Source organism: Pseudoalteromonas sp. SG44-1 (assembly GCF_014164315.1).
Classification (GTDB): Bacteria; Pseudomonadota; Gammaproteobacteria; order Enterobacterales; family Alteromonadaceae; genus Pseudoalteromonas; species Pseudoalteromonas rhizosphaerae.
In genome coordinates, this window is sequence record NZ_JACJEW010000015.1 from 12,576 (window position 1) to 34,989 (window position 22,414).

16 protein-coding genes and 1 tRNA gene are annotated in these 22,414 nt (G+C 41.0%); 6 read left to right on the forward strand and 11 right to left on the reverse strand.

The genetic code is table 11. The features are described from left to right. Positions 1 to 170 precede the first annotated feature (170 nt). Complete coding sequence (locus tag H5187_RS09130) at positions 171 to 2,075, forward strand: hypothetical protein (protein ID WP_182719467.1); 1,905 nt, start codon at positions 171 to 173, stop codon at positions 2,073 to 2,075. A 133-nt stretch (positions 2,076 to 2,208) separates the two neighbouring features. Here H5187_RS09130 and H5187_RS09135 read toward each other — a convergent pair. Next, positions 2,209 to 2,293: transfer RNA gene (locus tag H5187_RS09135), tRNA-Leu, on the reverse strand. 261 nt (positions 2,294 to 2,554) lie between these two features. Here H5187_RS09135 and H5187_RS09140 point away from each other — a divergent pair. After that, entirely contained in the window at positions 2,555 to 3,049 is a 495-nt protein-coding gene (locus tag H5187_RS09140; RefSeq protein WP_182719466.1) for an RDD family protein, read from the forward strand. Positions 3,050 to 3,081: 32 nt separating this feature from the next. Here H5187_RS09140 and lptG read toward each other — a convergent pair whose 3' ends face one another. Both lptG and lptF read right to left on the reverse strand, forming a co-directional pair. Then, positions 3,082 to 4,149: an LPS export ABC transporter permease LptG gene (lptG, locus tag H5187_RS09145; RefSeq protein ID WP_182719465.1), complete on the reverse strand. Its 1,068-nt coding sequence runs from the start codon at positions 4,147 to 4,149 to the stop codon at positions 3,082 to 3,084. Continuing rightward, on the reverse strand, positions 4,146 to 5,258 hold the full coding sequence (lptF, locus tag H5187_RS09150; RefSeq protein WP_149981256.1) for an LPS export ABC transporter permease LptF: 1,113 nt from the start codon (positions 5,256 to 5,258) through the stop codon (positions 4,146 to 4,148). The genes lptG and lptF overlap by 4 nt, the downstream gene beginning before the upstream one ends. A 264-nt stretch (positions 5,259 to 5,522) precedes the next feature. Here lptF and pepA point away from each other — a divergent pair, with 264 nt between their 5' ends. From pepA to H5187_RS09165, 3 genes are all read left to right on the forward strand, one after another. Further along, positions 5,523 to 7,034 carry a leucyl aminopeptidase gene (gene pepA / locus H5187_RS09155; protein ID WP_145234985.1) on the forward strand — a complete coding sequence of 504 codons (1,512 nt, stop codon included), beginning with the start codon at positions 5,523 to 5,525 and terminating at the stop codon, positions 7,032 to 7,034. 174 nt (positions 7,035 to 7,208) lie between these two features. After that, complete coding sequence (locus H5187_RS09160; RefSeq protein WP_145234983.1) at positions 7,209 to 7,655, forward strand: DNA polymerase III subunit chi; 447 nt, start codon at positions 7,209 to 7,211, stop codon at positions 7,653 to 7,655. Positions 7,656 to 7,715: 60 nt separating this feature from the next. Then, complete coding sequence (locus H5187_RS09165; RefSeq protein ID WP_182794631.1) at positions 7,716 to 10,571, forward strand: valine--tRNA ligase; 2,856 nt, start codon at positions 7,716 to 7,718, stop codon at positions 10,569 to 10,571. 97 nt (positions 10,572 to 10,668) lie between these two features. Here the strand turns inward: H5187_RS09165 and H5187_RS09170 are convergent, their stop codons facing one another. Next, positions 10,669 to 11,931, reverse strand: a complete 1,263-nt coding sequence (locus H5187_RS09170; RefSeq protein WP_145234979.1) for an outer membrane protein transport protein — start codon at positions 11,929 to 11,931, stop codon at positions 10,669 to 10,671. Positions 11,932 to 12,220: 289 nt separating this feature from the next. Between H5187_RS09170 and H5187_RS24595 the strand changes: the two genes are divergently transcribed. Next, the gene (locus H5187_RS24595; RefSeq protein ID WP_149981258.1) at positions 12,221 to 12,562 is read left to right on the forward strand and encodes a hypothetical protein; all 342 of its coding nucleotides are present in this window, start codon (positions 12,221 to 12,223) and stop codon (positions 12,560 to 12,562) included. On the opposite strand, the gene H5187_RS09175 is transcribed toward H5187_RS24595, so the two are convergent. The 7 genes from H5187_RS09175 to parE form a co-directional block, all read right to left on the reverse strand. Continuing rightward, positions 12,522 to 13,739, reverse strand: coding sequence for an HD-GYP domain-containing protein (locus tag H5187_RS09175; RefSeq protein ID WP_182797799.1), 1,218 nt, complete (start codon positions 13,737 to 13,739; stop codon positions 12,522 to 12,524). The two genes, H5187_RS24595 and H5187_RS09175, sit on opposite strands and share 41 nt — an antisense overlap. Positions 13,740 to 13,948: 209 nt before the next feature. Continuing rightward, positions 13,949 to 14,284 carry a ribonuclease E inhibitor RraB gene (gene rraB / locus H5187_RS09180; protein ID WP_182718447.1) on the reverse strand — a complete coding sequence of 112 codons (336 nt, stop codon included), beginning with the start codon at positions 14,282 to 14,284 and terminating at the stop codon, positions 13,949 to 13,951. After that, positions 14,284 to 14,997 (reverse strand): 1-acylglycerol-3-phosphate O-acyltransferase, encoded by a 714-nt coding sequence (locus H5187_RS09185; RefSeq protein ID WP_149981260.1) that lies wholly within the window; start codon positions 14,995 to 14,997, stop codon positions 14,284 to 14,286. The genes rraB and H5187_RS09185 overlap by 1 nt, the downstream gene beginning before the upstream one ends. A gap of 158 nt (positions 14,998 to 15,155) precedes the next feature. Continuing rightward, positions 15,156 to 17,447, reverse strand: a complete 2,292-nt coding sequence (parC, locus tag H5187_RS09190; RefSeq protein ID WP_182794630.1) for a DNA topoisomerase IV subunit A — start codon at positions 17,445 to 17,447, stop codon at positions 15,156 to 15,158. Positions 17,448 to 17,457: 10 nt separating this feature from the next. Next, positions 17,458 to 18,552, reverse strand: coding sequence for a sorbosone dehydrogenase family protein (locus H5187_RS09195; RefSeq protein WP_149981262.1), 1,095 nt, complete (start codon positions 18,550 to 18,552; stop codon positions 17,458 to 17,460). After that, entirely contained in the window at positions 18,545 to 20,473 is a 1,929-nt protein-coding gene (locus H5187_RS09200; RefSeq protein WP_182718450.1) for a GGDEF domain-containing protein, read from the reverse strand. The genes H5187_RS09195 and H5187_RS09200 overlap by 8 nt, the downstream gene beginning before the upstream one ends. Positions 20,474 to 20,493: 20 nt before the next feature. Then, complete coding sequence (gene parE, locus H5187_RS09205) at positions 20,494 to 22,383, reverse strand: DNA topoisomerase IV subunit B (RefSeq protein WP_145234966.1); 1,890 nt, start codon at positions 22,381 to 22,383, stop codon at positions 20,494 to 20,496. Between the last annotated feature and the right edge of the window lie 31 nt (positions 22,384 to 22,414).

Consider the following 22,414-nt stretch of genomic DNA (forward strand, 5'->3'; position numbering starts at 1 on the left):
TCATTTAACTAGGCATTCATATAACTAGCTTTAGTAGCAAAACTTCAATAGAAGAATCTTCAACAAAGCGCTTAATGACTTAAAGCATTTCCTTCTTAACTTTACCTACGTTTGGTCCATTCAAGTTAACCATCTGATATAATCGCATAAAATATTAAGGAAAATTAGTGATGAAACTAAAAACAACAGCTGTCTGCCTTTTAACCTTACTACTTTCTGCCTGTGGTGGGGGAAGTAGCTCTGAAGAACAACAAAAAGCAGCAAATAACAAACCTACTATAGCGGGTGAGTTCAGTTTTGAACTCGCTGCGGGATCTAGTTTAGAACATGCACTTACTGTAAGCGATAAAGACAACGACACAGTAACTGTCTCTGTAATAAACAAACCTGATTGGCTAAGCTATGAACTAAGTGAAAATACACTAACGCTCAGTGCTTCGCCTACTTTTTTTGACATAGCTGAACATCAAGTCGACCTATCAATTAGTGATGGTAAAGAGTCGAACCAGTTTAACCTAAGTATTGACGTTCACTATGATGCCGTTAACTTTCCTGGCGAAGCAATTACACTTGCAGATAAAGAATTAATCGGCACGTGGACTACAGCTGACTCTAGCTCACTATTTCATTTTTCAGCTGACCAAACAGGTTTTGCAAAAATTGACAGTGACAACTTTATGTTTAACTGGAATAACCCAGATGATGTTGAACTGCATACTCAAGAGTTTGAATGCATTGCAAATTGCATGCGTTCAAAGTTTATACCTCTCGAGATTTTAGCTAAGAAAGCTAATTCTATCCTAGCTAAAAAGTACATAAGTGAAACCGAATTCACTTGGCTTACCCTGATTAAAGGCGAGAAAAAAGCGCTTAGTTTTGATACTTATAGCGATCAACGCCAAGAGCAAACACTTAGACTAAGCCAACTAGGTAATGAAGAAGGCGTCAAATATACTTTCTTTGCCAATGTAGCGATTAAAGCAGAAGGTTACACTCAGTTGGCTGGATTTCACGAGAATGTAATTCTAACTGACGGTATATATCAATTTATTGAGCCTGAAGAGAAAGGTAATAGTATATTTGGGCAAGACTATACAAAAACGTTTCAAAATACTGATGGCTCATATCAACAAATCAGTTTTTCTGTTCAATTAAAACAAGCCGAACTCATTGCAAGCTTAGATGATTTTGCTGTTTTTGAAGTCACCTATCATTTTATCCCTCAAACATCTCAAGATACGGCTAATTGGCCTGAGCTTGAAAAAGAGCTTGTTGATCGCAAAACCTATAAAGTATTTAGAGGTGTTGCAGAGGCGCCAGTTCCTGAATTTTCAGCGGGTGATGTGTTATTCGGCTTATCTCCATTGTATTCAAGTGTGCAATTAGCTGATGGAAGTTCCTTTAAAATAATCAATGCACCTATCACGGTTGATTCAGAAACTTCAGGACATTACTCAGTGAAAGACGCACTTACTGGTGAAGAGTCTACTTATGATATTACGTTCAGCAACTTGGGCGATACTTTAGAATTCACCATAGGTATTGAAACTAGAAATGTACGCTATGTAAAACTCTACGATAATCGCATTGCTACTGTAGACGATTTTTACTCCAGCAAAAAACAATCAAGCTACTCTTACGCTAATCTAGCCCAAGCAGATACTACCTATAATGCGACTCAAGAAGATTATATGAAAACCTTCTATGTTAACGATTTAAACTTGTTAAATAACAACAAACATGCCGTTATAGAGCCTCACGATAACGGTACAGCCATTGTTTATAGCGGTGGTATTTTTGGCCCTAATGGCCGTTGGCAGTTTGAAGAAGACAATAGCATGAGCTTCGTAACTCCTTGTAGTCAAGATGAAACAATAAGCAGTTGTATCGATAATTCTGAAGAAGTTGATGTGATCAACTACAAACTTTTCAAAAAGGAAAAAGCCGGCTATTGGTTTTTAAGGTCTCATAGCAACCAAGACAAATACTCAGATGGAAAAATAGCCCAATCAGTAACACAAAGTATTCAATTCTTAAAACTATGCGATAGCGTCTGTATATACAGAAGTAATTAACTAAAAATCAAACGATTAATGCAGATTATACGGTATTAATCGTTTGCCACATCATATGGCTATAAACTAACAACTGACCACTTTATTTCAGGCATAAAAAAACCCCGACCAATGTGGTCAGGGTTATTAAAAGTGGTACCAGCGGCCGGACTTGAACCGGCACGCCTTGCGGCAGGGGATTTTGAATCCCCCATGTATACCAATTTCATCACGCTGGCATCATTTTTCTTTAACCTTCTAACATGAGAAGATAAAGAAAAACCACTTTAGAGCTAGGACTTATCAAGCTGTCTTTGTCTCTATGCCATGCATTATACAAACAATAAGAGGAGCAGCAAGCGTTTTTTACAAAACCACGATCAACCGCTTAACAATTGAGCAACCATTAACATTCACTCATAAAAGCTACTAACTGTGCGGCTAGTATTTGTCTCGCTATTTGCTAAACTAGCGCGCATATTAACTTTGTGAGTTTGTTTATGTCTGCTGAATTTCCGCGTGCGAGCTTTTGGCGTCGCTTTGCCTCTTTAATTTACGACTCTTTAGTTGTGATTTCGCTATCTATGCTTACTGCCATACTTTACTTTGCAGCCATTCAGGGGTTAATTGGCTTAGATCTAATTATGCAGACAGAAGATCCGGCCGCCTTAATTCAGGACTCTCCATTGCTGTACGGTATTCGCAGTGCATTATTCGTTGGTGTAAATATTATATTTTTTGTCTATTTTTGGACTAAGAGTGGCCAAACGATTGGTATGCGCGCATGGCGTTTAAAAGTACAAACTCGCGATGGTAAGCTAATTAGTTGGCCACAAGCCGTTATTCGCAGCGTAACCGCATTACTTGGCTTAGGTAATTTAGTGGTATTAGTTGATTTTAAAAACAAACGAGCGCTGCAAGATTACCTGTCTAAAACCGAGGTTGTTGCGCTAACAAAAGAAGAAAACAAACGAATTTATCGTTCTTTAGATTAGCAATAAGGAGCTAGGCTGCTAGCTCCCCGTTATCAATTTCGCTTATTAAGCAAGTAAGTCGCAAAACCTATAAATATTATGCTTGGTAAAGTCGCCCCGATTATCGCAGGGATTTGATACACCATCACCACAGGACCAAATATTTCATTGGTTAGGTGAAATGCAATACCGGTTACTACGCCCATTACAATCCGCGCGCCCATCGTCACCGTACGCAGTGGGCCAAATATAAACGACAGCGCCACTAATAACATCACCGCTATCGATACTGGCTGCATAATCTTACGCCATAAAGCAAGCTCGTAGGTGCTAGTATCTTGCTCATTTTGTTTCAAATAACCTAAATATGACCACAACCCTGTAAATGACAGAGACTCTGGTTTTACCGATACGACACCCAGCTTTTCAGCTGTAAGTTGTGATTCGTAAAACTCTTCTTTTTGCTGCTGTGTGCTGATCAACTCTTCACTGAGTTGCACTTTATTTACATCTCGAAGTAACCAACCGTCTTTACGGCCTACCGCTTCGCGGGCTTTGGTAATTTGTGTAAGTTGTAGTGAACTATCAAAATGATACATGTTCACGCCATGTAATACGCCGTTTTGGTCAACATCTTCTATATTAATAAAGTTATTGCCATCTTTGGCCCATACACCTTGCTGAGCGTTAAATACATCACCACCATGTATTGCTTGATTACGCATTTCTTTCGCTTTAAGTTGTGTCGCTGGTGCGCCCCACTCGCCTAATGCCATCATACAAAGCGCCATAAATATTGCGGTTTTCATTACTGAGAGAATAATTTGCAAACGCGACATACCGGCGGCTTGCATCACCACCAGTTCACTATTTGATGCAAGTGCCCCAAGCCCCGTTAAGCCACCAATTAAAGCGGCCATTGGGAAGAACACCACAAGATCATCTGGCATGCTATATAAGGTATATAGCAAAGCAGTTCCAATATCGTAGCTTCCGCGACCGACTGATTTAAGCTGCTCAATAAATTTAATCAGGGTACTGATCCCAACTAAGACCATCAAAGCAAAACCGGTGGTTTGTAAAACACTGCGGCCTAAATACCAATCAAGCGTTTTCATCATGCGCCTAACTCCCGCTTAGTTAATACTGCTTTTAACCATGCGCCGAGCGGTCGCCCTTTGATAATCAAAAAGCCGCCAATAAATAAAGCGCTTAAATGGATCCACCACAGGCCAATTGAAGGCGGAATTTTACCATCCTCAATCGCAAACTTTGCAGCATTCAATAAGATGAAATAACCTAAATACAAGCTGATGGCAGGCACTAATTTAGCAAACTTACCTTGGCGCGGATTAACGACACTCAATGGTACTGCTAATAAAGTAAGTAGTGGAATAGAAAGCGGTATAGCAAGACGCCACTGCCACTGAGCAATCGCGTCTGTCGTTTTCATCGCAAACAGATCTATGGTCGGCACAGCTTCAAGTTTACGGCGTTGATGTTCTATTTCTTGCTCACGAATTTGTACGCTATAGCCATCAAATTCGGTTAAATTTAGCGCAGGGGTTTTGCCGTCGGTTTCGTAACGCTTACCGTCACTGAGTACCAATTGCTGCTCACCGCTTTCTTGCTCGATCACTACACCCCGCTGCGCATATACTAACCGTGCGAGATTATCTTTTTCGCTGTCTGGTAGTTGCGCTACAAATACTTTGTGTAGTTCTTTGCCGCCTTTTTCGATGTTATGAATAAACACCACCGCTTTTTCGTTACCTGTTTGTTGAAAGCGCCCAGCCCGCAGCGCTGATAACCCGGCATCCGCTTTGGCTTGTTCTTTCAATTGATATTCTTGCTCACTCGCCCATGGGGCTATATATAAAGTCAGTACTCCTGCCAATAGCGCCAATACCACACTAGAAACTAAGGTTACACGCACTACGTACCATTCACTAACACCACAGGCTTTGAGAACGGTCATTTCACTGTCGGCATAAATGCGACTATAGGCGAGAATAATCCCTAAAAAGATACTTAGCGGTAATATTAATGATGCCAATTGCGGTAACTTTAGTGCAATCATTGACAGCACTAACTTAGCAGGAATGCCGCCTTCAGAGGCATCGCCAAGAATAACAACAAACTTTTGCGACAAAAAAATTGTCATCAAAGTTAAAAATACGGCGACCTGAGACTTTAAAACTTCAGTGGTCAAATAACGGAAAATTAGCAATGATCGCCCCTGTTAAACATGATGTTTTACTTCAAGAGTAAGAAAATTTGAGTAAACTTAGGGTTTTATTATATGTCATCAACATTAAATATCATACCTAGCAACTCGATATATTGTCGCATTAGTGGTATTGATGGCTACAAAAGTATAAAGTTCAAATACACATAATGAGTCAGCGTTTATAAGCTAATATTAAGCTAGTATCTGGATTTTTATTTTATTACCCTTATTTAAGGGTTAAATGACTCAAAATTAGGAGTGACAATGGAATTTAGCGTAAAAAGTGGTAGTCCTGAAAAGCAACGTAGCGCATGTATTGTAGTTGGCGTTTATGAGCCACGTCGTTTATCCCCCATTGGTGAACAACTCGATAAAATCAGTGATGGTTATATCTCTAATTTATTGCGTCGCGGCGACCTTGAAGGCAAGCCGGGACAAGTGCTGTTATTGCATCATGTACCCAATGTGTTAAGTGAACGCATACTATTGGTCGGCTGTGGTAAAGAGCGCGAGCTAGACGACAAACAATACAAACAAATTATTTCAAAAACTATCAATACCTTAAATGAAACTGGGTCGATGGAAGCGGTATGCTTTTTAACTGAGCAACATGTTAAAAGTCGCGACACCTACTGGAAAGTCCGCCAAGCGGTCGAAACCACCCAAGACTGCTTGTACACATTTAACCAATTAAAAAGCAAAAAAAGTGACCCGCGTCGCCCGCTGCGTAAAATTGTGTTTAACGTACCAACTCGCCGCGAACTTACCATTGGTGAAAGCGCCATTGAACATGGCCTAGCGATTGCTGCAGGTAGTAAGTTATGTAAAGACGTAGCGAACATGCCACCAAACATATGTAATCCTGCATATTTAGGTGAACAAGCGCAAGAACTTGCAGCTAACTTTGACAACGTTACGGTTGATATAATTGGCGAAGATAAAATGGCAGAGTTAGGTATGAATTCATACTTAGCAGTTGGTCGTGGTAGTGATAACGAATCTATTATGTCGGTAATTAACTACCAAGGCGGCGCGAAAGATCAAGCCCCAATCGTGCTAGTTGGTAAAGGTTTAACCTTTGACTCAGGTGGTATTTCACTCAAACCAGGCGAAGCCATGGATGAAATGAAATACGACATGGGCGGTGCAGCCGGTGTTATTGGCGCAATGCGTGCTTTGGTGCAAATGCAATTACCGATTAACGTAATTGGTGTACTCGCAGGTTGTGAAAACATGCCAAGCTCGAATGCTTATCGTCCGGGTGATATTTTGACCACTATGTCAGGGCAAACAGTTGAAGTACTAAATACCGACGCTGAAGGCCGCCTAGTATTATGTGATGCACTCACTTATGTCGAGCGCTTTGAACCTGAAACCGTGATTGATGTCGCTACTTTAACTGGCGCTTGTATTGTTGCCCTTGGCGCTCATGCAACGGGGTTATTATCTAACCACAACCCACTGGCACATGACTTGTTAAAAGCATCTGAGCAAAGTGGCGACCGTGCGTGGCAGTTACCACTGTGGGATGATTATCAAGATCAACTAGAAAGTCCATTTGCTGATTTTACTAACTTAGGCGGCCGCTCTGCGGGAACGATAACAGCAGCATGCTTCTTATCTAAGTTTACTAAAAAGTATAACTGGGCCCATTTAGATATCGCAGGCACTGCTTGGCGCAGTGGTAAAAACAAAGGCGCAACAGGTCGACCGGTGCCAATGCTTACGCAATATTTACTCAACCGTGCCGGTGTAAGCGAAACCAGCCAAGATTAAACCCCGCGTTTAACAATACATTGTAAATTTAAATAAGGCGCTTTTTAGCGCCTTATTTATTCCCCACTTATTAACGTATAAATTAGCGTATTAATTGAAGCAAAACGCGTTATATGGCAAAATCCCTGCTTTGATTTAAGTATTATTTTCAATACTGTGGGAAGCCCCGATACAATGAGCATGAACGCCCAGTTTTTCGTTCTAAAGCAACAAGATGAGTCATTAGCCAAGGCTGATGATCACTTTAGCTTAGCGGCTGATATTGCTGCTGAACAGTATCGTCTTGGTCATCGTATCTTTATTTACGTTGATGATCTTGAAATTGCCCATGCCATTGATGAAACTATTTGGTCATTCGACCCCGACAGTTTTGTGCCTCACAATCTCCAAGGTGAAGGTCCAAAAGGTGGTGCGCCCGTTGAAATAGGTACTACCCCGCCAGTCGGTAATCGTAAAGTTTTAATTAACTTGGCTGCACAATTGCCGGACTTTATTCGTCGGTTTAACCAAGTTTTTGATTTTGTGCCCGTTGAAGCCACTGCTAAACAAGCTGCCCGTGAGCGCTTTAAAAAGCTACGCCAACTCGGTGCTAATATCACCACGCAAGATATTAATAGCTAACATACCTTTTGTATAAATAGCTAACTAACTCATTTAAGTACTTATTTAAGGTTCTGTGTAATGGATAAAACCTACAATCCGCAAGATATTGAACAGTCGTTATACCAAGACTGGGAACAAAAAGGCTACTTCAAACCATCAGGTAAAGGCGATGCATATTCAATTATGATCCCGCCACCCAATGTCACTGGTAGCTTACACATGGGCCACGCTTTCCAAGACACCATTATGGATACCTTAACGCGTTTTAAACGTATGCAAGGTAATAACACATTATGGCAAGTAGGTACTGACCACGCAGGTATTGCTACGCAAATGCTGGTTGAACGTAAACTCTCTGCTGAAGAAGGTAAAACACGCCACGACTTAGGCCGTGAAGCTTTCATCGACAAAATTTGGCAGTGGAAAGAACAATCTGGCGGGACTATCACAAAACAACTTCGTCGCCTTGGCGCATCGGTTGACTGGGATCGTGAACGTTTCACTATGGATGACGGCTTATCAGAAGCAGTTAAAGAAGTGTTTGTACGCTTACACAAAGAAGATTTAATTTATCGTGGTAAGCGCCTAGTAAACTGGGATCCAAAGCTACACACGGCTATCTCTGATCTTGAAGTTGAAAACAAAGACAAACAAGGCCACATGTGGCACCTACGTTACCCATTGGCTGATGGTGTTACAACCCAAGACGGTAAAAACTACATTGTAGTGGCAACGACTCGCCCAGAGACCATGCTTGGTGACTCAGGCGTTGCAGTAAACCCAGATGACGAACGCTATCAAGACTTGATCGGTAAAGAGATTTTACTGCCGATTGTTAATCGTCGAATTAAAATTGTTGCTGATGAACATGCCGATAAAGACAAAGGCACTGGTTGTGTAAAAATCACGCCAGCACACGACTTTAACGATAACGAAGTTGGTAAGCGTCATCAAATGCCGTTGATCAATATCTTCGATAAAGATGCCGCAATTCTAAGCCAAGGCGAAACCTACACCTTTGATGGTAAAGAGCTTGAGTTTGATGCACCAATTCCTGAGCGCCTGCATGGTCTTGACCGCTTCGATGCACGTAAAGCAATTGTGGCTGAATTTGAACAATTAGGCTTACTTGAAAAAATTGAAGATCACGCTCTAACCGTACCTTACGGCGACCGCTCTGGTGTGGTTATTGAACCGCTACTTACTGACCAATGGTATGTACGTGTTGCACCACTGGCTGAGCCTGCAAAAGACGCAGTAAAAAATGGCGATATTCAATTTGTACCTAAGCAATACGAGAACATGTATTTCTCGTGGATGAACGACGTACAAGATTGGTGTATTTCGCGCCAGTTGTGGTGGGGTCACCGCATTCCAGCTTGGTACGACAGCGAAGGCAACGTTTTTGTTGGCCGTGATGAAGCAGAAGTACGTCGTGAAAACAACATTGCTGATAGCGTAACACTTAGCCAAGACGAAGATGTACTCGATACCTGGTTCTCATCAGCACTTTGGACTTTTTCAACCCAAGGCTGGCCTGCGAACACAGATGATTTGAAAACTTTCCACCCGTCTGACGTATTGGTAACTGGTTTTGATATTATCTTCTTCTGGGTAGCGCGCATGATCATGATGACCATGCATTTCATCAAAGATGATAACGGCAATCCACAAGTGCCCTTTAAAACGGTTTACGTTACGGGTCTTATTCGCGATGAAAATGGCGATAAAATGTCAAAATCTAAAGGTAACGTACTTGATCCAATCGATATGATTGACGGTATCGACCTTGAAAGCTTAGTAACAAAACGCACCAGTAACCTGATGCAAGAAAAAGTCGCTAAGAAAATCGAAAAAGATACTCGTAAAACCTTTGATAACGGCATTGAAGCCCACGGTACAGATGCACTGCGCTTTACTTTAGCGGCAATGGCATCGACTGGTCGTGACATCAACTGGGATATGAACCGCCTTGAAGGTTACCGCAACTTCTGTAATAAGTTGTGGAACGCCAGCCGTTATGTACTAATGAACACCGAAGAGCAAGATTGTGGCTTTACAAATGATGCAGTTAAAGAGTATTCACTTGCTGATCGTTGGATCTTAGGCCAATTTGAAGCAACTGTTAAAACCTATACTGAGCACTTAGATAACTACCGTTTTGACCTTGCAGCAAATACGCTTTATGAGTTCACTTGGAACCAATTTTGCGATTGGTACTTAGAGCTGACAAAGCCTGTATTATTCAAAGGCAATGAAGCACAACAACGTGGTACGCGTCATACACTGATCACTGTGCTTGAAAGCCTACTGCGCTTAATGCACCCAATGATGCCATACATTACCGAAACGATTTGGCAACGTGTTGCGCCACTGGCAGGTCTTGAAACAGCGAACACTAGTATCATGGTACAAGCCTTCCCTGTTTACAATGAAGCTAACGTTGATGCAAAAGCAATGGATGATTTAGAGTGGGTTAAGCAATTCATTTTAGCCATTCGTAACATTCGTGGTGAAATGGATATTAGCCCAAGCAAGCCGTTATCAGTATTACTAGCAAATGCATCTGCGGATGATGTACGTCGTATTGAAGAAAATAAATCTTTCTTAGCATCACTTGCTAAAATTGAAGAATTTACGCTGCTTGATAACAAAGATGACGCACCTGCATGTGCAACATCTTATGTTGGTAACCTTGAGATCATGATCCCAATGGCAGGTCTAATCGATGTTGACGCCGAACTTGCACGTATTGCTAAGCAGCTTGAAAAAGCCGAAAAAGGCCTAGCTCAAGTGCAAAATAAACTAGCAAACGAAAAGTTTGTTAACAATGCACCTGAAGCAGTCCTTGCTAAAGAAAATGAGAAACTTGCAGAGTTCTCAGATGCGAAAGCAAAACTACTTGAGCAAAAAGCCAAGATCGAAAACTTGTAACTAGATGCGGGGAACCCCGCACAGCTAGACACAAAAAAAGCCGCGTTAATAAATAACGCGGCTTTTTATTTGCGCGGGATAAACCCGCGCCTACAAATTAAAACGTGTAGTTATACTGCGCACCAAATAAGTATGCATGGCCTTTTGATTCAAAGCCCCACTGCTGACCTAAGCCATCAGATTCAGTAAAGTTTTGTGTTTTACCACGGAGAATACTCATACCAATATCTAGGTTTGCTTGTTCGCTCATGGTGTAGTTAACACCAAACGAGTACCAAAAACGGTCAGTATCAGGGATAGAAATTGACAGGTGTTTTTGATCGGCTGGTGATTCATCATAAGCAATACCAGCACGTAATAGTACAGCATCGTTAAACTGATAATCGCCACCGATTGAGTAACGCATTGAGTTTGAGAAGTGCTCATCTTTAGAGAATACAGGTGTATCTTTGCCTGGAACATAAGCTTCTAGCTTTTGGAAACTATCCCAACCAGTCCATAATACACTGTAGTGTAAGCCTGTTTTCTCATCTAACTGGTGTGTACCAGAGAACTCAGCAATCGCAGGGAGAGTGATTTCAACACTTCCAGGTACACTTACGCCAGCTAGGCCACCGATTTGTGCAGGTAATTGGTTAGAAAACTCGCCATCAAATGTGATATCTGTCTCGCTACGATAGTTAAAACCAAAGCGACTATTTTCATCAATCTGATAGCTAGCTCCTAAGTTCCAACCAAAGCCAGTATCATCGCCTTCTAAATGTACTGCTTGAGTTTGTGCTGGTAAACCTAATGGATTGGCACCAAAGTTACGAATGATTTTCGCATCTGCATAAACATAGTTTAAGCCAAGGCCAACACTAAATTGCTCATTGATTTTGTATGAACCACTTACGTTCATATTTACAGTAACAATCTCTGTTTCACCTGCAAGCTGGCCTGCAGGGTAATCTGCTTCAAATTCAGTTGATAAACCAAAATTTGAAAACGCACCAAAACCAACAGCAAACTTGTCATCGATAGGCATTACAAAATAACCTGCAGGAACAAAAGCGGCTGGCGCAATACTGCTGTCGTTTAGTTGACCAGGGTTAACTGATTGATTACTAGCTTCAGTGCCACGAAGGCTGACATCTGGAATGACAGCAATACCTGCAATACTTAGCTGCTGCTCTTTAAATACAGACATAAGAGCTGGATTACGCGCAACTACAGAGGCATCATCAGCCACTGCTGCTTCACCAGCATATGCACGCCCTAAGCCAGAGGCATTTTGCTCTGCAAGCTGGAAAGCCGCTGCAAACGTATCTGCAGACATAACAGCAAGTGATGCTGCAATTAAAGTTTTTGTAAATTTCATTGTGTTTCCTTAACCAAACAAAATGCTTGGGTTCCCATGTGTTGTCTCTAATTATTAGGAGTAAGTTACTTCAAAACCTTTGCACAGTACCTTACTTTTAAATAAAAAACTGTAACAAAGCGTTAAAAAACCCCATAAAAACCATTTCTTAACAGCAAAGTAACAGTTTTTTAAAACTCATCGGATAAGCTGCTGCGAAAAACCAATTTGCAATTAATTATCATTTAGATTGACTTGTTTAATATGCACTATTAGACTGCCAAACAGGACTAGCAAAGGAGATGAAGCGGTGGAAATAGGATTAATTATTGCTGCGTTGGCTTTTTGTGGGGTAAGTGTATATTGCTTTTGCAAAGCTAATTTTTGTGCCTGCACTAGAGCTGGTGAATGCGATAACCCTGTTAACCATTATTGGTTAGGTGCTATTGTTTGTGCTTTAGTCGCACTAGTGTGCTGCTGCAGTGCGTTACATTCAGAGAATGGGACTTTATTGTGGCTATTATTAATGGTGAGTTGCTTCAGTGGTGCGCTATTATCGGCTAAGCAATCAACTAAAAAACACTGTAACAAAGCAATAACCAAAAAACCGCTTAAACCAACAGATGCTCTTTTAACAAACGAGCCAAATTAAGCTGATAATCTAATGGTTTGATACTCGCTAAAATCTTTAAGTCATGATCTGGTGAAGTTAAATCAACATCTTTTGCCGTAATATGATGACTATGCTTAGCATTATAGAAAACTTTAACTTTAGGTTGAATGGGGTTCTGATGATTACCTTCGGTTACTAATGCCAACCGTTCATTAGTTAATTTAACAATCGTGCCGACTGGATGTACACCTAAACACTTAATAAACCGCTGTACTAGCTCGCCATCAAACATGTGTTTATTAGCAAGTAAATAGCGCAGTGCGTTGACCGGTTCATCACCTAATTGATGGGGCCTGTCCGCTGTCATGGCGTCATACACATCAACTATCGCCATAATTCGTGCTGGTCGACTAAGTTTTTCACCCAGAAGACCTCGAGGATAACCACTGCCATCTAAGCGCTCATGGTGATTAACTATCATATCAAGCATTAATGGGGTAATGCCTTTTTCGCCTTTTACCAATCCTAAACTTTGCGCTACATGCTTTTTAATCGCTTGCATCTCAAGTTTATTTACTTTTTCAGATTTAGAAAAAATCCCTTGTGGTAATTTAGCTTGTCCCAAATCGTGCAGCAAGGCACCCATGGCCAGCTCTTGCACAACACTTTCTTTGTAACCTAAGTACTTGGCAAATACAGTGACAAAAATGGCGCAGTTAGTCATATGTCGCCAGTTGTACATATGCTTATCTTTAATGCGGGTTAAAATAGTCATTGCATTATGATTACGAAATACCGATGCCACAATATCTTTAGCTATACCATCAAGCAGTGCGATATTCATCTTTAAGCCTGAGGTAACGTCGCCATATAAACTTTGTAAATTACGATTATGTTGCTCATAGCTCACACTCGCTTTAGCAAACTCTTGCTCAACTGAAATAACCTTTTTTATCTTTAATTTATTAGGGTTATTGGCCGTTGCAGCAGCGACTTCAGGTTTGAGCTGATATTTGGCAGGAACACTCACATCACTTTGCGTAAAATCTATCAGCAGCTCTTGAACTCCTTCGGATACCAAGCGCTTAATGATCGATTTATCGCGAACTAGGCCGCGAGTTTTGATTTTTATACTATCAACCCCCTCAAACTGCTTGCTAACACTGTCAACAAACATTCCTGGTACGAGTTCAGAAATTGGAAGGGTAATAAGCATATAAAGTGATTAATTCATTTCAAAAAATAATAATTACTGATTATCAACGATCCACTACAAATGTCTATAACAAAAGTAACGAATACGAAATAAGCACTAGGAAATGATGAATTGGTGAGTTGGTGAGTTGGCGAGTTGGCGAGTTGGCGAGTCAATAATAGTTATGGATTACACTAGGTCCTAGTGGTTAGGACCTAGTGGCTAACACATTACTCTTGGAAGTAAGTGCCCCAGCCGTCGTATTCTACGTCGGTGTCGATCGCAAGTTGTGCTAGTTTATCAACATCTTCCATTATTACCTCAACATCTAACTCAGCTTCAACAACGATGTCAAAGCCCCAAATCTTACTGCCGTCTTCAAGCTCAAGCTCTGCAGGCTCTTCAACGTCATAGCCTAGTTTAAACGCAGCGAGTGCAGCTTGCTCAAGCTTGACAAAGTCTTCGCAAACAAAGTGATGTTCTACTTCGTATAAGATCTCAGGATCAGAACCATCTTCTAATAACGAAGTTACAATGTCTTCACTAATTTCACGCCAATTTTCCATTACTTTTCTCTCACTTGAGCATCTAATTCAGTTATTCTAGCAGCCATTTTGCTATGAATACGCTTTGCGTGTTCACGTGCTCCAATCGTTTTATCAAGTGGTTCTGGCGCTAACATGTCTATGTAGATTATACCATTGTCCCAGCGATTTAGCTTAATGGTTTTATATGTTGTGCTCATACATACAGGTACTACAGGTACATCCGCATTTAAAGCCGTGTGAAATGCACCTGTTTTAAATGGTAATAAGCCACGTCCGTAACTGCGGGTTCCCTCTGGGAAAATCCACACTGACAGGCCTTTTTGTTTGATTTTATCGGCCGATTTAGTGATCGTGCCAGCCGCTTTAGAGCGATTACCCCGATCAATTAGAATATTGCCCGAAAGCCAATATAGCTGTCCAAAAAATGGGATCCACTTAAGACTTTTTTTACCTAAACTGACACAGTTTTTTGGTACCGCCGCCGGTAAAGTGAAAATATCGTAATTATTTTGATGGTTTGCAACATATACTGCAGGGCCACAACTTTGCGCGTCAGGATGGCGTGTAATAACCACGTTTACACCAAGCATTTTAGCCACTGTACCAAACCAACTTGAAATAATATGTACATTATTTATATGAAAAGGTTTTACTAAACAAAGGAGTAAACCAAATACACAGCTTAATAAAATAAACAATGCCATAATAACAATACGAATAATAGCTAACAAAGAAAACGCTCCAAAAATAATAACGTCGGCATTATAGCGTTATTTTTACCGCTAAACGAGTGTTTAGCGAACACATGTAAGCTTAAAATAATTTTCTGCTTTAAAAACAAACGACCTGCAATAGCAGGCCGTTTTATTCATAGATATAAAAAAAATACTTACTCAGTTTCTGTCGGCTCAATGTCATCATCAATCGCCGTCAACTCTACAACCGCTTCATCGACACGCTGTAAACCACGCGGTAATTTATTACCTCGACGACCACGCTCACCATGATAATGCTCTAAATCACTGGGTTTAAGAGTCAGCTTACGCTTACCTGCATGCAGGGTAACACTGGTACCTTCAGGCACCACTGCCAGCACTTTAACAAACTCTTCACGCGCTTGTACTTTGGCACTTGGGATAGAGATTATCTTGTTACCCTTACCTTTACCTAGTTTTGGTAAATCACGTAATGGGAATAACAACATCCGGCCTTCATTCGATATCGCCATACAGTAATCGTTAGCAACATCATTAACCCTAATTGGCGCTAATAATTGCCCACCTTTAGGCACACTAACCAAGGCTTTACCGTTTTTGTTTTTACTTACTAGATCTACAAAATCAGTAATAAAACCATAACCTGCATCTGATGCCATTAACAGTACTTGTTTGTCTTCGCCCATCACTACATGCTCAAAATTAGCACCTGCAGTGAGGTTAAACCGCCCTGTCATTGGTTCACCTTGGCTTCGTGCCGACGGTAACCCATGCGCATCAGTGGCAAATGCACGCCCAGCAGAATCTAAGAACACCGCAGGTTGATTACTCTTACCACGGGCAGAGGCTTTATATGCATCGCCAGCTCGATAACTGAGCCCTTCAACATCTAAATCATGGCCTTTACCAACACGCGCCCAACCTTTTTCAGACAACACAACGGTTACTGATTCTGATGGGATTAAATCTTTTTCGCTTAATGCTTTCGCTTCAAGACGTTCGACAATCGGTGAACGGCGATCGTCACCATACAGCTCTGCTGCTTCTTGAATCTCTTTTTTTAGTAACGTCGACATACGACGTTCAGAGCCTAAAGTCAGCTGTAATTTATCGCGCTCTTTGGCAAGCTCATCTTGCTCCCCACGAATTTTAAACTCTTCAAGTTTCGCTAAATGACGTAGTTTTAATTCAAGGATTGCTTCGGCTTGGATGTCTGTAATACCAAAGCGTTCCATTAATACCGGCTTTGGCTTGTCTTCGGCACGAATAATTTCGATCACTTCGTCAATATTTAAGAAGGCTGCCAATAAACCTTCTAAAATATGTAAACGAGCCAATACTTTATCTAAACGGTATTGCAGGCGACGGCGCACTGTTTCACGGCGGAACACCAGCCACTCAGTTAAAATGGTTCGTAAATCTTTTACCTGCGGACGGCCATCAAGGCCAAGCATATTGATATTAACGCGGTAATTTTTTTCCAAGTCTGTAGTGGCAAATAAATGAGCCATTAACGGCTCCACTTTAATGCGATTAGAACGCGGAATGATGACAATCCGGGTTGGATTTTCATGATCTGATTCGTCACGTAAATCAGCCACCATAGGCAGCTTTTTGGCATTCATTTGCGCTGCGATTTGCTCAAGTACTTTACCACCAGAACATTGATGTGGCAGTGCAGTAATGACAATATCGCCGTGCTCCTCTGTATAAATAGCGCGCATTTTTATCGAACCACGGCCGGTTTGATAAATTTTACGAATATCCGCTTTTGAAGTAATTATTTCAGCTTCAGTTGGGTAATCGGGAGCTTGTACATGCTCAAGCAATTGATCTAGTTCAGCTTTAGGGTTATCCAATAGCAAACAACAGGCACTGGCTACTTCGCGTACGTTATGTGGCGGAATGTCAGTTGCCATACCCACTGCAATACCCGTAATACCATTGAGTAAAATATGTGGTAAGCGTGATGGTAATACTTGTGGCTCGTCCATTGTGCCATCAAAGTTTGGCGTCCAATCAACAGTCCCTTGGCCAAGTTCTTTTAACAGTACTTCTGAGAACTTAGATAAACGCGCTTCGGTATAACGCATTGCCGCAAATGACTTTGGATCATCTGCAGCACCCCAGTTCCCTTGCCCATCAACTAATGGGTAACGATAAGAAAACGGTTGTGCCATTAACACCATGGCTTCATAACAAGCGCTATCACCATGAGGATGGTACTTACCGAGTACATCACCAACGGTACGGGCTGACTTTTTATATTTAGCCGTTGCCGATAAACCCAGTTCGCTCATGGCGTAAATAATACGACGTTGTACTGGTTTTAGACCATCGCCAATATGTGGCAATGCCCTATCCATGATCACATACATGGAATAATTCAAATAGGCGTCTTCGGTAAAACGCCCCATTGTTTGTTGCTCAATTCCTTGCAATAGCAAGGTATCTGTATCACTCATCAAAGCCTACCTAATTTTTTTTATAGCTTACACGGTAGATCACATTGGCATAATCATCGGAGATCAATAAGCTGCCATCGGCAAGTTCTGCAAAAGCAACCGGACGACCCAATGTTTCTTCGTTTTTCATAAAGCCCGTAATAAACGGCGTGTATTTTATCACACGTCCTTGCTCAATAGTGGCAACTGCCACTTTATATCCAGATTTTTTACTACGGTTCCAAGAGCCGTGTTCAGCAACAAATAATTGTTGCTTATAATTAGCAGGAAATTGTTTACCTTGATAAAAATGAATCCCTAATGGGGCTACATGCGCACCCAAGGCTAAAGCTGGGGCACTGTAATCGGCAATATTTTTACCTTTACCAAATTCAGGATCTAAGATGGCACCTGCATGCACATAGGGAAAACCAAAATGTTCACCTTCGGTTGTTAAGCGGTTTAGTTCATCCGGTGGAAGATCATCACCCATCATGTCTCTGCCATTATCACTAAACCACATAGCTTGGGTGCTAGGATGAAAGTCAAAGCCAACAGAGTTACGCACACCTTGTGCTAACGTGGTCATTTGTTTGGTGTTTACATCCAATGAAAATATTCGCCCATAGCGCTCATCTTCAGCGCAAATATTACAAGGTACACCCACAGGAATGATCAGCTCGCCGGTTGGTGAGAAGCGTAAAAACTTCCAACCGTGATGACGCTCTGTCGGTAATGCGTCGTAAACCACTTCATATTTAGGTGCTTTCAATTGTGTATCAATATTTTTGAAGCGAATAATACGTTGTACTTCAGCAACATATAAGTCGCCATCTTTGATCGCTAAACCTGAAGGCATAGTTAAACCACTGGCCACCAAAATTTGTTTATCAGCAACCCCATCACTATTGTGATCAATCAGTGCATACACATTTCCCGCGTTTCGCGAGCCAACATACACAATACCTTTTTTAGATACTGCTAATTGCCGTGCATTTTCCACATCACTGGCAAATATGTTTACAGTAAAGCCATCAGGAACACTGAGTTCTTTAAGGATTTCTTTTGCTGCTAAGGGAGTACTTAGCAAGCCTAATGTTAATACAGAAACTAGTAATTTATTCATCGATTTCTACCCTATTACGGCCATGATCTTTTGCGGCATATAACGCTTTGTCTGCTTTTTTAAATAAATCTTTAAATGAGCCTAGTTGCGCTTGCTTTTGCGCCACACCAAAACTTGCAGTGACTTTGATCTCATTTCCATCACTGATTATACGTTCTTTTTCAATCTCAGTTTTAATTCGATAAGCAATTTCAGTGGCTTCAGCTAAAGTGGTATTGTTGAGTACCACTAAAAACTCTTCGCCACCAATGCGCCCTAGAATATCATTCTCTCTGATCGCTCGCAGAGATGTATTCGTGATCGCTTGTAACACTAAATCCCCTGCCGGGTGGCCAAAATCATCATTAATGTTTTTAAAGTGGTCTAAATCAAAAGCAATCAAACAAAAATTGTGATCATCTTTTTTTAACTGTTGCCACTGTAACTGAGCAAACTCTATTATTTTACGTCGATTAGCCACACCAGTTAAAACGTCCGTATTGGCTAGCACACTAAATTTGCGCTTTAAACGATATTGTCGCCATGAAAAGATTAACAGCAATAAAAATAATAATAGTACGCTTAGCATAATGGTTTTTTGTAATGCTTGCTGTTGCTTAATTTCTTGTAATGCAAATTCGCTAAGTTCTTTATCTTTTTCAAGCAGCTGTCGTTCAATTTCTACTTGTTTAGTATCAAACTGAACTTGATAGCGAGAACGGGATAACTCGCGCACTTTATTATAATGTTGAGCATTTAAAGCGATAAGATCTTGCTGATGTAAGTACGCCTGCTGATAATCTTGTTGCTGCACCGCAAGCTGAGTAAGCAAGCGGGTTAACTTCAATAGTGATGTGATACTGTTTTCTATCGGAATTTGCTTCGACAACTGCTGCGCTTTAGTTAAGGTTATCGTGGCTTGCTCAGGCAAATTCAGTGCTAACTCAATACCTGCTTGAGTATAGAAGTGGTTAGCAATGGTAACTACATCTTCAAGCCTGTCAAAATATTGATTACTCAATGACAAATAATGGCTAGCTTGAGCCATATCTTGTTCTAATAAATATGCTTCCGCTAAGATAATATAACCGTAGTACACTAATTTTTCATTGGCTAACTTTTTGCTCAACGTCAGTAATTTCTGACTACTTGCAATCGCCTCTTGGCTGCGCCCCATCTTTAAATAAACTTTAGCTAAATGAAAATACGACACTAAACTGTCAAACGCTAAGTCATGTTTTAAAAAATAATCTAATGCCTTAGTTTGCACTTCAATTGCTTTGTTGTAATCAAACAAATATTCGTACGATTTTGCCATTGTTGATTCTATGTAGGCTAAATCAAGTAAACTTCCACTACGCTTAATAATTACATAACTTTTATAGAAGTAATCTAATGCCCGAATATCATCATGGTTATACACATAAAAATTAGCTAAAGCGCCATATACATCACTTTTTAGCTTATCATTATCAAGTTGTTCAACTAGCTCTTTAGCTGTCATTAAAACTGCTAATGATTTTTCAGTTTGCCCAGTAAAATTGTAAATATCCGATTTTACTAAGTAGTAGCTTATCAGCGCATCACTACTTAGTGAGTTTAGCTGCTTCGCTATTTGCTGTTCCAATTCAATGGATTTAGTTATTTCACCATTTAATAAGTAATTTTCAGCTAAATTGAGTTGTAACCTTGTGCGTTGTAACACTGTTAAGCGACTCGTATGCTCTACTAATAATAGCGCTACAAACTCAATGGCTTGGCCTGGATCCTGAATGCTTTTTTCGTGGGCGGTATGCAGTTGTGTTGTTAACCATTGCTCATCAAAAGCGGTTTTTTGCTGTGCTTTTAAAGGTGCGCAGTACAAGTACAAACAAGTAACAAGAATCGTTAATAAAACTAAACTGTTTAAATGTTTAAAACAACTCCCTTGCTGTACTTGCATGGCATTACACCCTTGAAAAATCACACTTGAGCACGATTACCGTGGTCTTCTAACCATTGACGACGATCTGATGAGCGCTTTTTCGCCAGCAACATATCCATCATTTCCATGGTTTCAACTTCATCTTCTAAGGTTAGCTGGACTAAGCGGCGAGTATTAGGATCCATGGTCGTTTCGCGTAGTTGCAGTGGGTTCATTTCACCCAAGCCTTTGAAACGCTGTACGTTTACTTTACCGCGTTTTTTCTCTGCTTCAATACGCGCTAGGATGCCGGATTTTTCATCTTCATCAAGGGCATAATAAACATCTTTACCAATGTCGATTCTAAACAACGGCGGCATAGCTACATATACGTGACCCGTTTTCACCAACGTTGGGAAATGACGAACAAATAGTGCACACAACAAAGTCGCAATATGCAGTCCATCGGAGTCAGCATCCGCTAAGATGCAAATTTTATTATAGCGTAAAGAAGAGATATCAGTTGAGTCAGGGTCGATACCCAGCGCCACAGAAATATCGTGCACCTCTTGTGATGCTAAAATTTGCCCTGATTCAACTTCCCACGTATTCAAAATTTTACCACGTAGTGGCATTATTGCCTGAAACTCACGATCACGTGCTTGTTTAGCTGAGCCACCAGCTGAGTCACCTTCTACTAAAAATAGCTCGGTACGGTCGTTATCTGCAGCGCTACAGTCGGTTAATTTGCCCGGTAATGCGGGACCTGCGGTAACACGCTTACGCACCACTTTTTTGGCTGCGCGAAGACGTTTCTGTGCATTAGAAATACATAACTCTGACAGTAACTCAGCAGTATCGGTGTGCTCATTTAACCATAAACTGAATGCATCTTTTACCACCCCAGATACAAATGCCGAGCACGAACGAGAAGATAATTTCTCTTTGGTTTGACCGGCAAATTGTGGATCTTGCATTTTCACTGATAAAACGTAGCTACACCGTTCCCAAATGTCATCGGGGGTGAGCTTAACGCCACGCGGCAGTAAGTTTCTAAATTCACAAAACTCACGCATAGCCTCGAGTAAACCTTGTCGCAAACCATTTACGTGAGTACCGCCTTGCGCAGTTGGTATTAAGTTAACGTAACTTTCAGCTATCGATTCACCGCCTTCAGGTAACCAAACAACCGCCCAATCAGCACCTTCCGTTGAACTTGAAAACTCACCGGTAAATGGGTCTTTTGGCAGTACTTCGTAACCTTTAACAGCTTCGTTTAAGTAGTCTTTAAGGCCTGTTTCGTAATACCACTCTTGGGTTTCTTTGGTTTGTTTATTAACAAACTTAATACGTAAACCTGGGCAAAGTACGGCTTTAGCTTTTAATAAATGATGTAATTTAGTCAACGAGAAATTAGCTGAATCAAAGTAGCTTACATCAGGCCAAAAACGTACAGTTGTACCTGTATTACGTTTACCTACGGTGCCTATAACATGAAGATCTTCAACTTTATCACCGCTTTCAAACGCCATCATGTATTGTTGTGCATCGCGGCGCACAACCACTTCAACGCGCGTTGATAATGCATTAACCACGGAGATCCCTACCCCGTGCAAACCACCTGAAAATTGGTAGTTTTTATTAGAGAACTTGCCACCAGCATGCAGCTTGGTAAAAATCAATTCGACCCCAGGAATACCTTCTTCTGGGTGAATATCGATAGGCATACCACGGCCATCATCGCTAACTTCTAGCGAATTATCTTCATGCAAAATGACATCAATTCTAGTGGCATGTCCGGCCATGGCTTCATCGACACTGTTATCAATAACCTCTTGTCCTAAGTGATTAGGACGGGTGGTGTCGGTGTACATACCAGGGCGGCGTTTAACAGGTTCTAACCCATTTAATACTTCAATGGCTTCGGCGTTATAATTTTGCTGACTCATAGTTTTTATCTTTTATGCGCTTAGCTAAGTT

Excerpts from the sequence above, each read along its gene's own strand:
- H5187_RS09200 (WP_182718450.1), bottom strand. The coding sequence starts at position 20,473 with ATGCAAGTACAGCAAGGGAGTTGTTTTAAACATTTAAACAGTTTAGTT.
- parC (WP_182794630.1), bottom strand. The coding sequence starts at position 17,447 with ATGAGTGATACAGATACCTTGCTATTGCAAGGAATTGAGCAACAAACA.
- parE (WP_145234966.1), bottom strand. The coding sequence starts at position 22,383 with ATGAGTCAGCAAAATTATAACGCCGAAGCCATTGAAGTATTAAATGGG.
- rraB (WP_182718447.1), bottom strand. The coding sequence starts at position 14,284 with ATGGAAAATTGGCGTGAAATTAGTGAAGACATTGTAACTTCGTTATTA.
- lptG (WP_182719465.1), bottom strand. The coding sequence starts at position 4,149 with ATGATGAAAACGCTTGATTGGTATTTAGGCCGCAGTGTTTTACAAACC.
- H5187_RS09130 (WP_182719467.1), top strand. The coding sequence starts at position 171 with ATGAAACTAAAAACAACAGCTGTCTGCCTTTTAACCTTACTACTTTCT.
- H5187_RS09140 (WP_182719466.1), top strand. The coding sequence starts at position 2,555 with ATGTCTGCTGAATTTCCGCGTGCGAGCTTTTGGCGTCGCTTTGCCTCT.
- H5187_RS09175 (WP_182797799.1), bottom strand. The coding sequence starts at position 13,739 with ATGCTTATTACCCTTCCAATTTCTGAACTCGTACCAGGAATGTTTGTT.
- H5187_RS09160 (WP_145234983.1), top strand. The coding sequence starts at position 7,209 with ATGAGCATGAACGCCCAGTTTTTCGTTCTAAAGCAACAAGATGAGTCA.
- H5187_RS09165 (WP_182794631.1), top strand. The coding sequence starts at position 7,716 with ATGGATAAAACCTACAATCCGCAAGATATTGAACAGTCGTTATACCAA.
- pepA (WP_145234985.1), top strand. The coding sequence starts at position 5,523 with ATGGAATTTAGCGTAAAAAGTGGTAGTCCTGAAAAGCAACGTAGCGCA.
- H5187_RS09195 (WP_149981262.1), bottom strand. The coding sequence starts at position 18,552 with ATGAATAAATTACTAGTTTCTGTATTAACATTAGGCTTGCTAAGTACT.
- H5187_RS09170 (WP_145234979.1), bottom strand. The coding sequence starts at position 11,931 with ATGAAATTTACAAAAACTTTAATTGCAGCATCACTTGCTGTTATGTCT.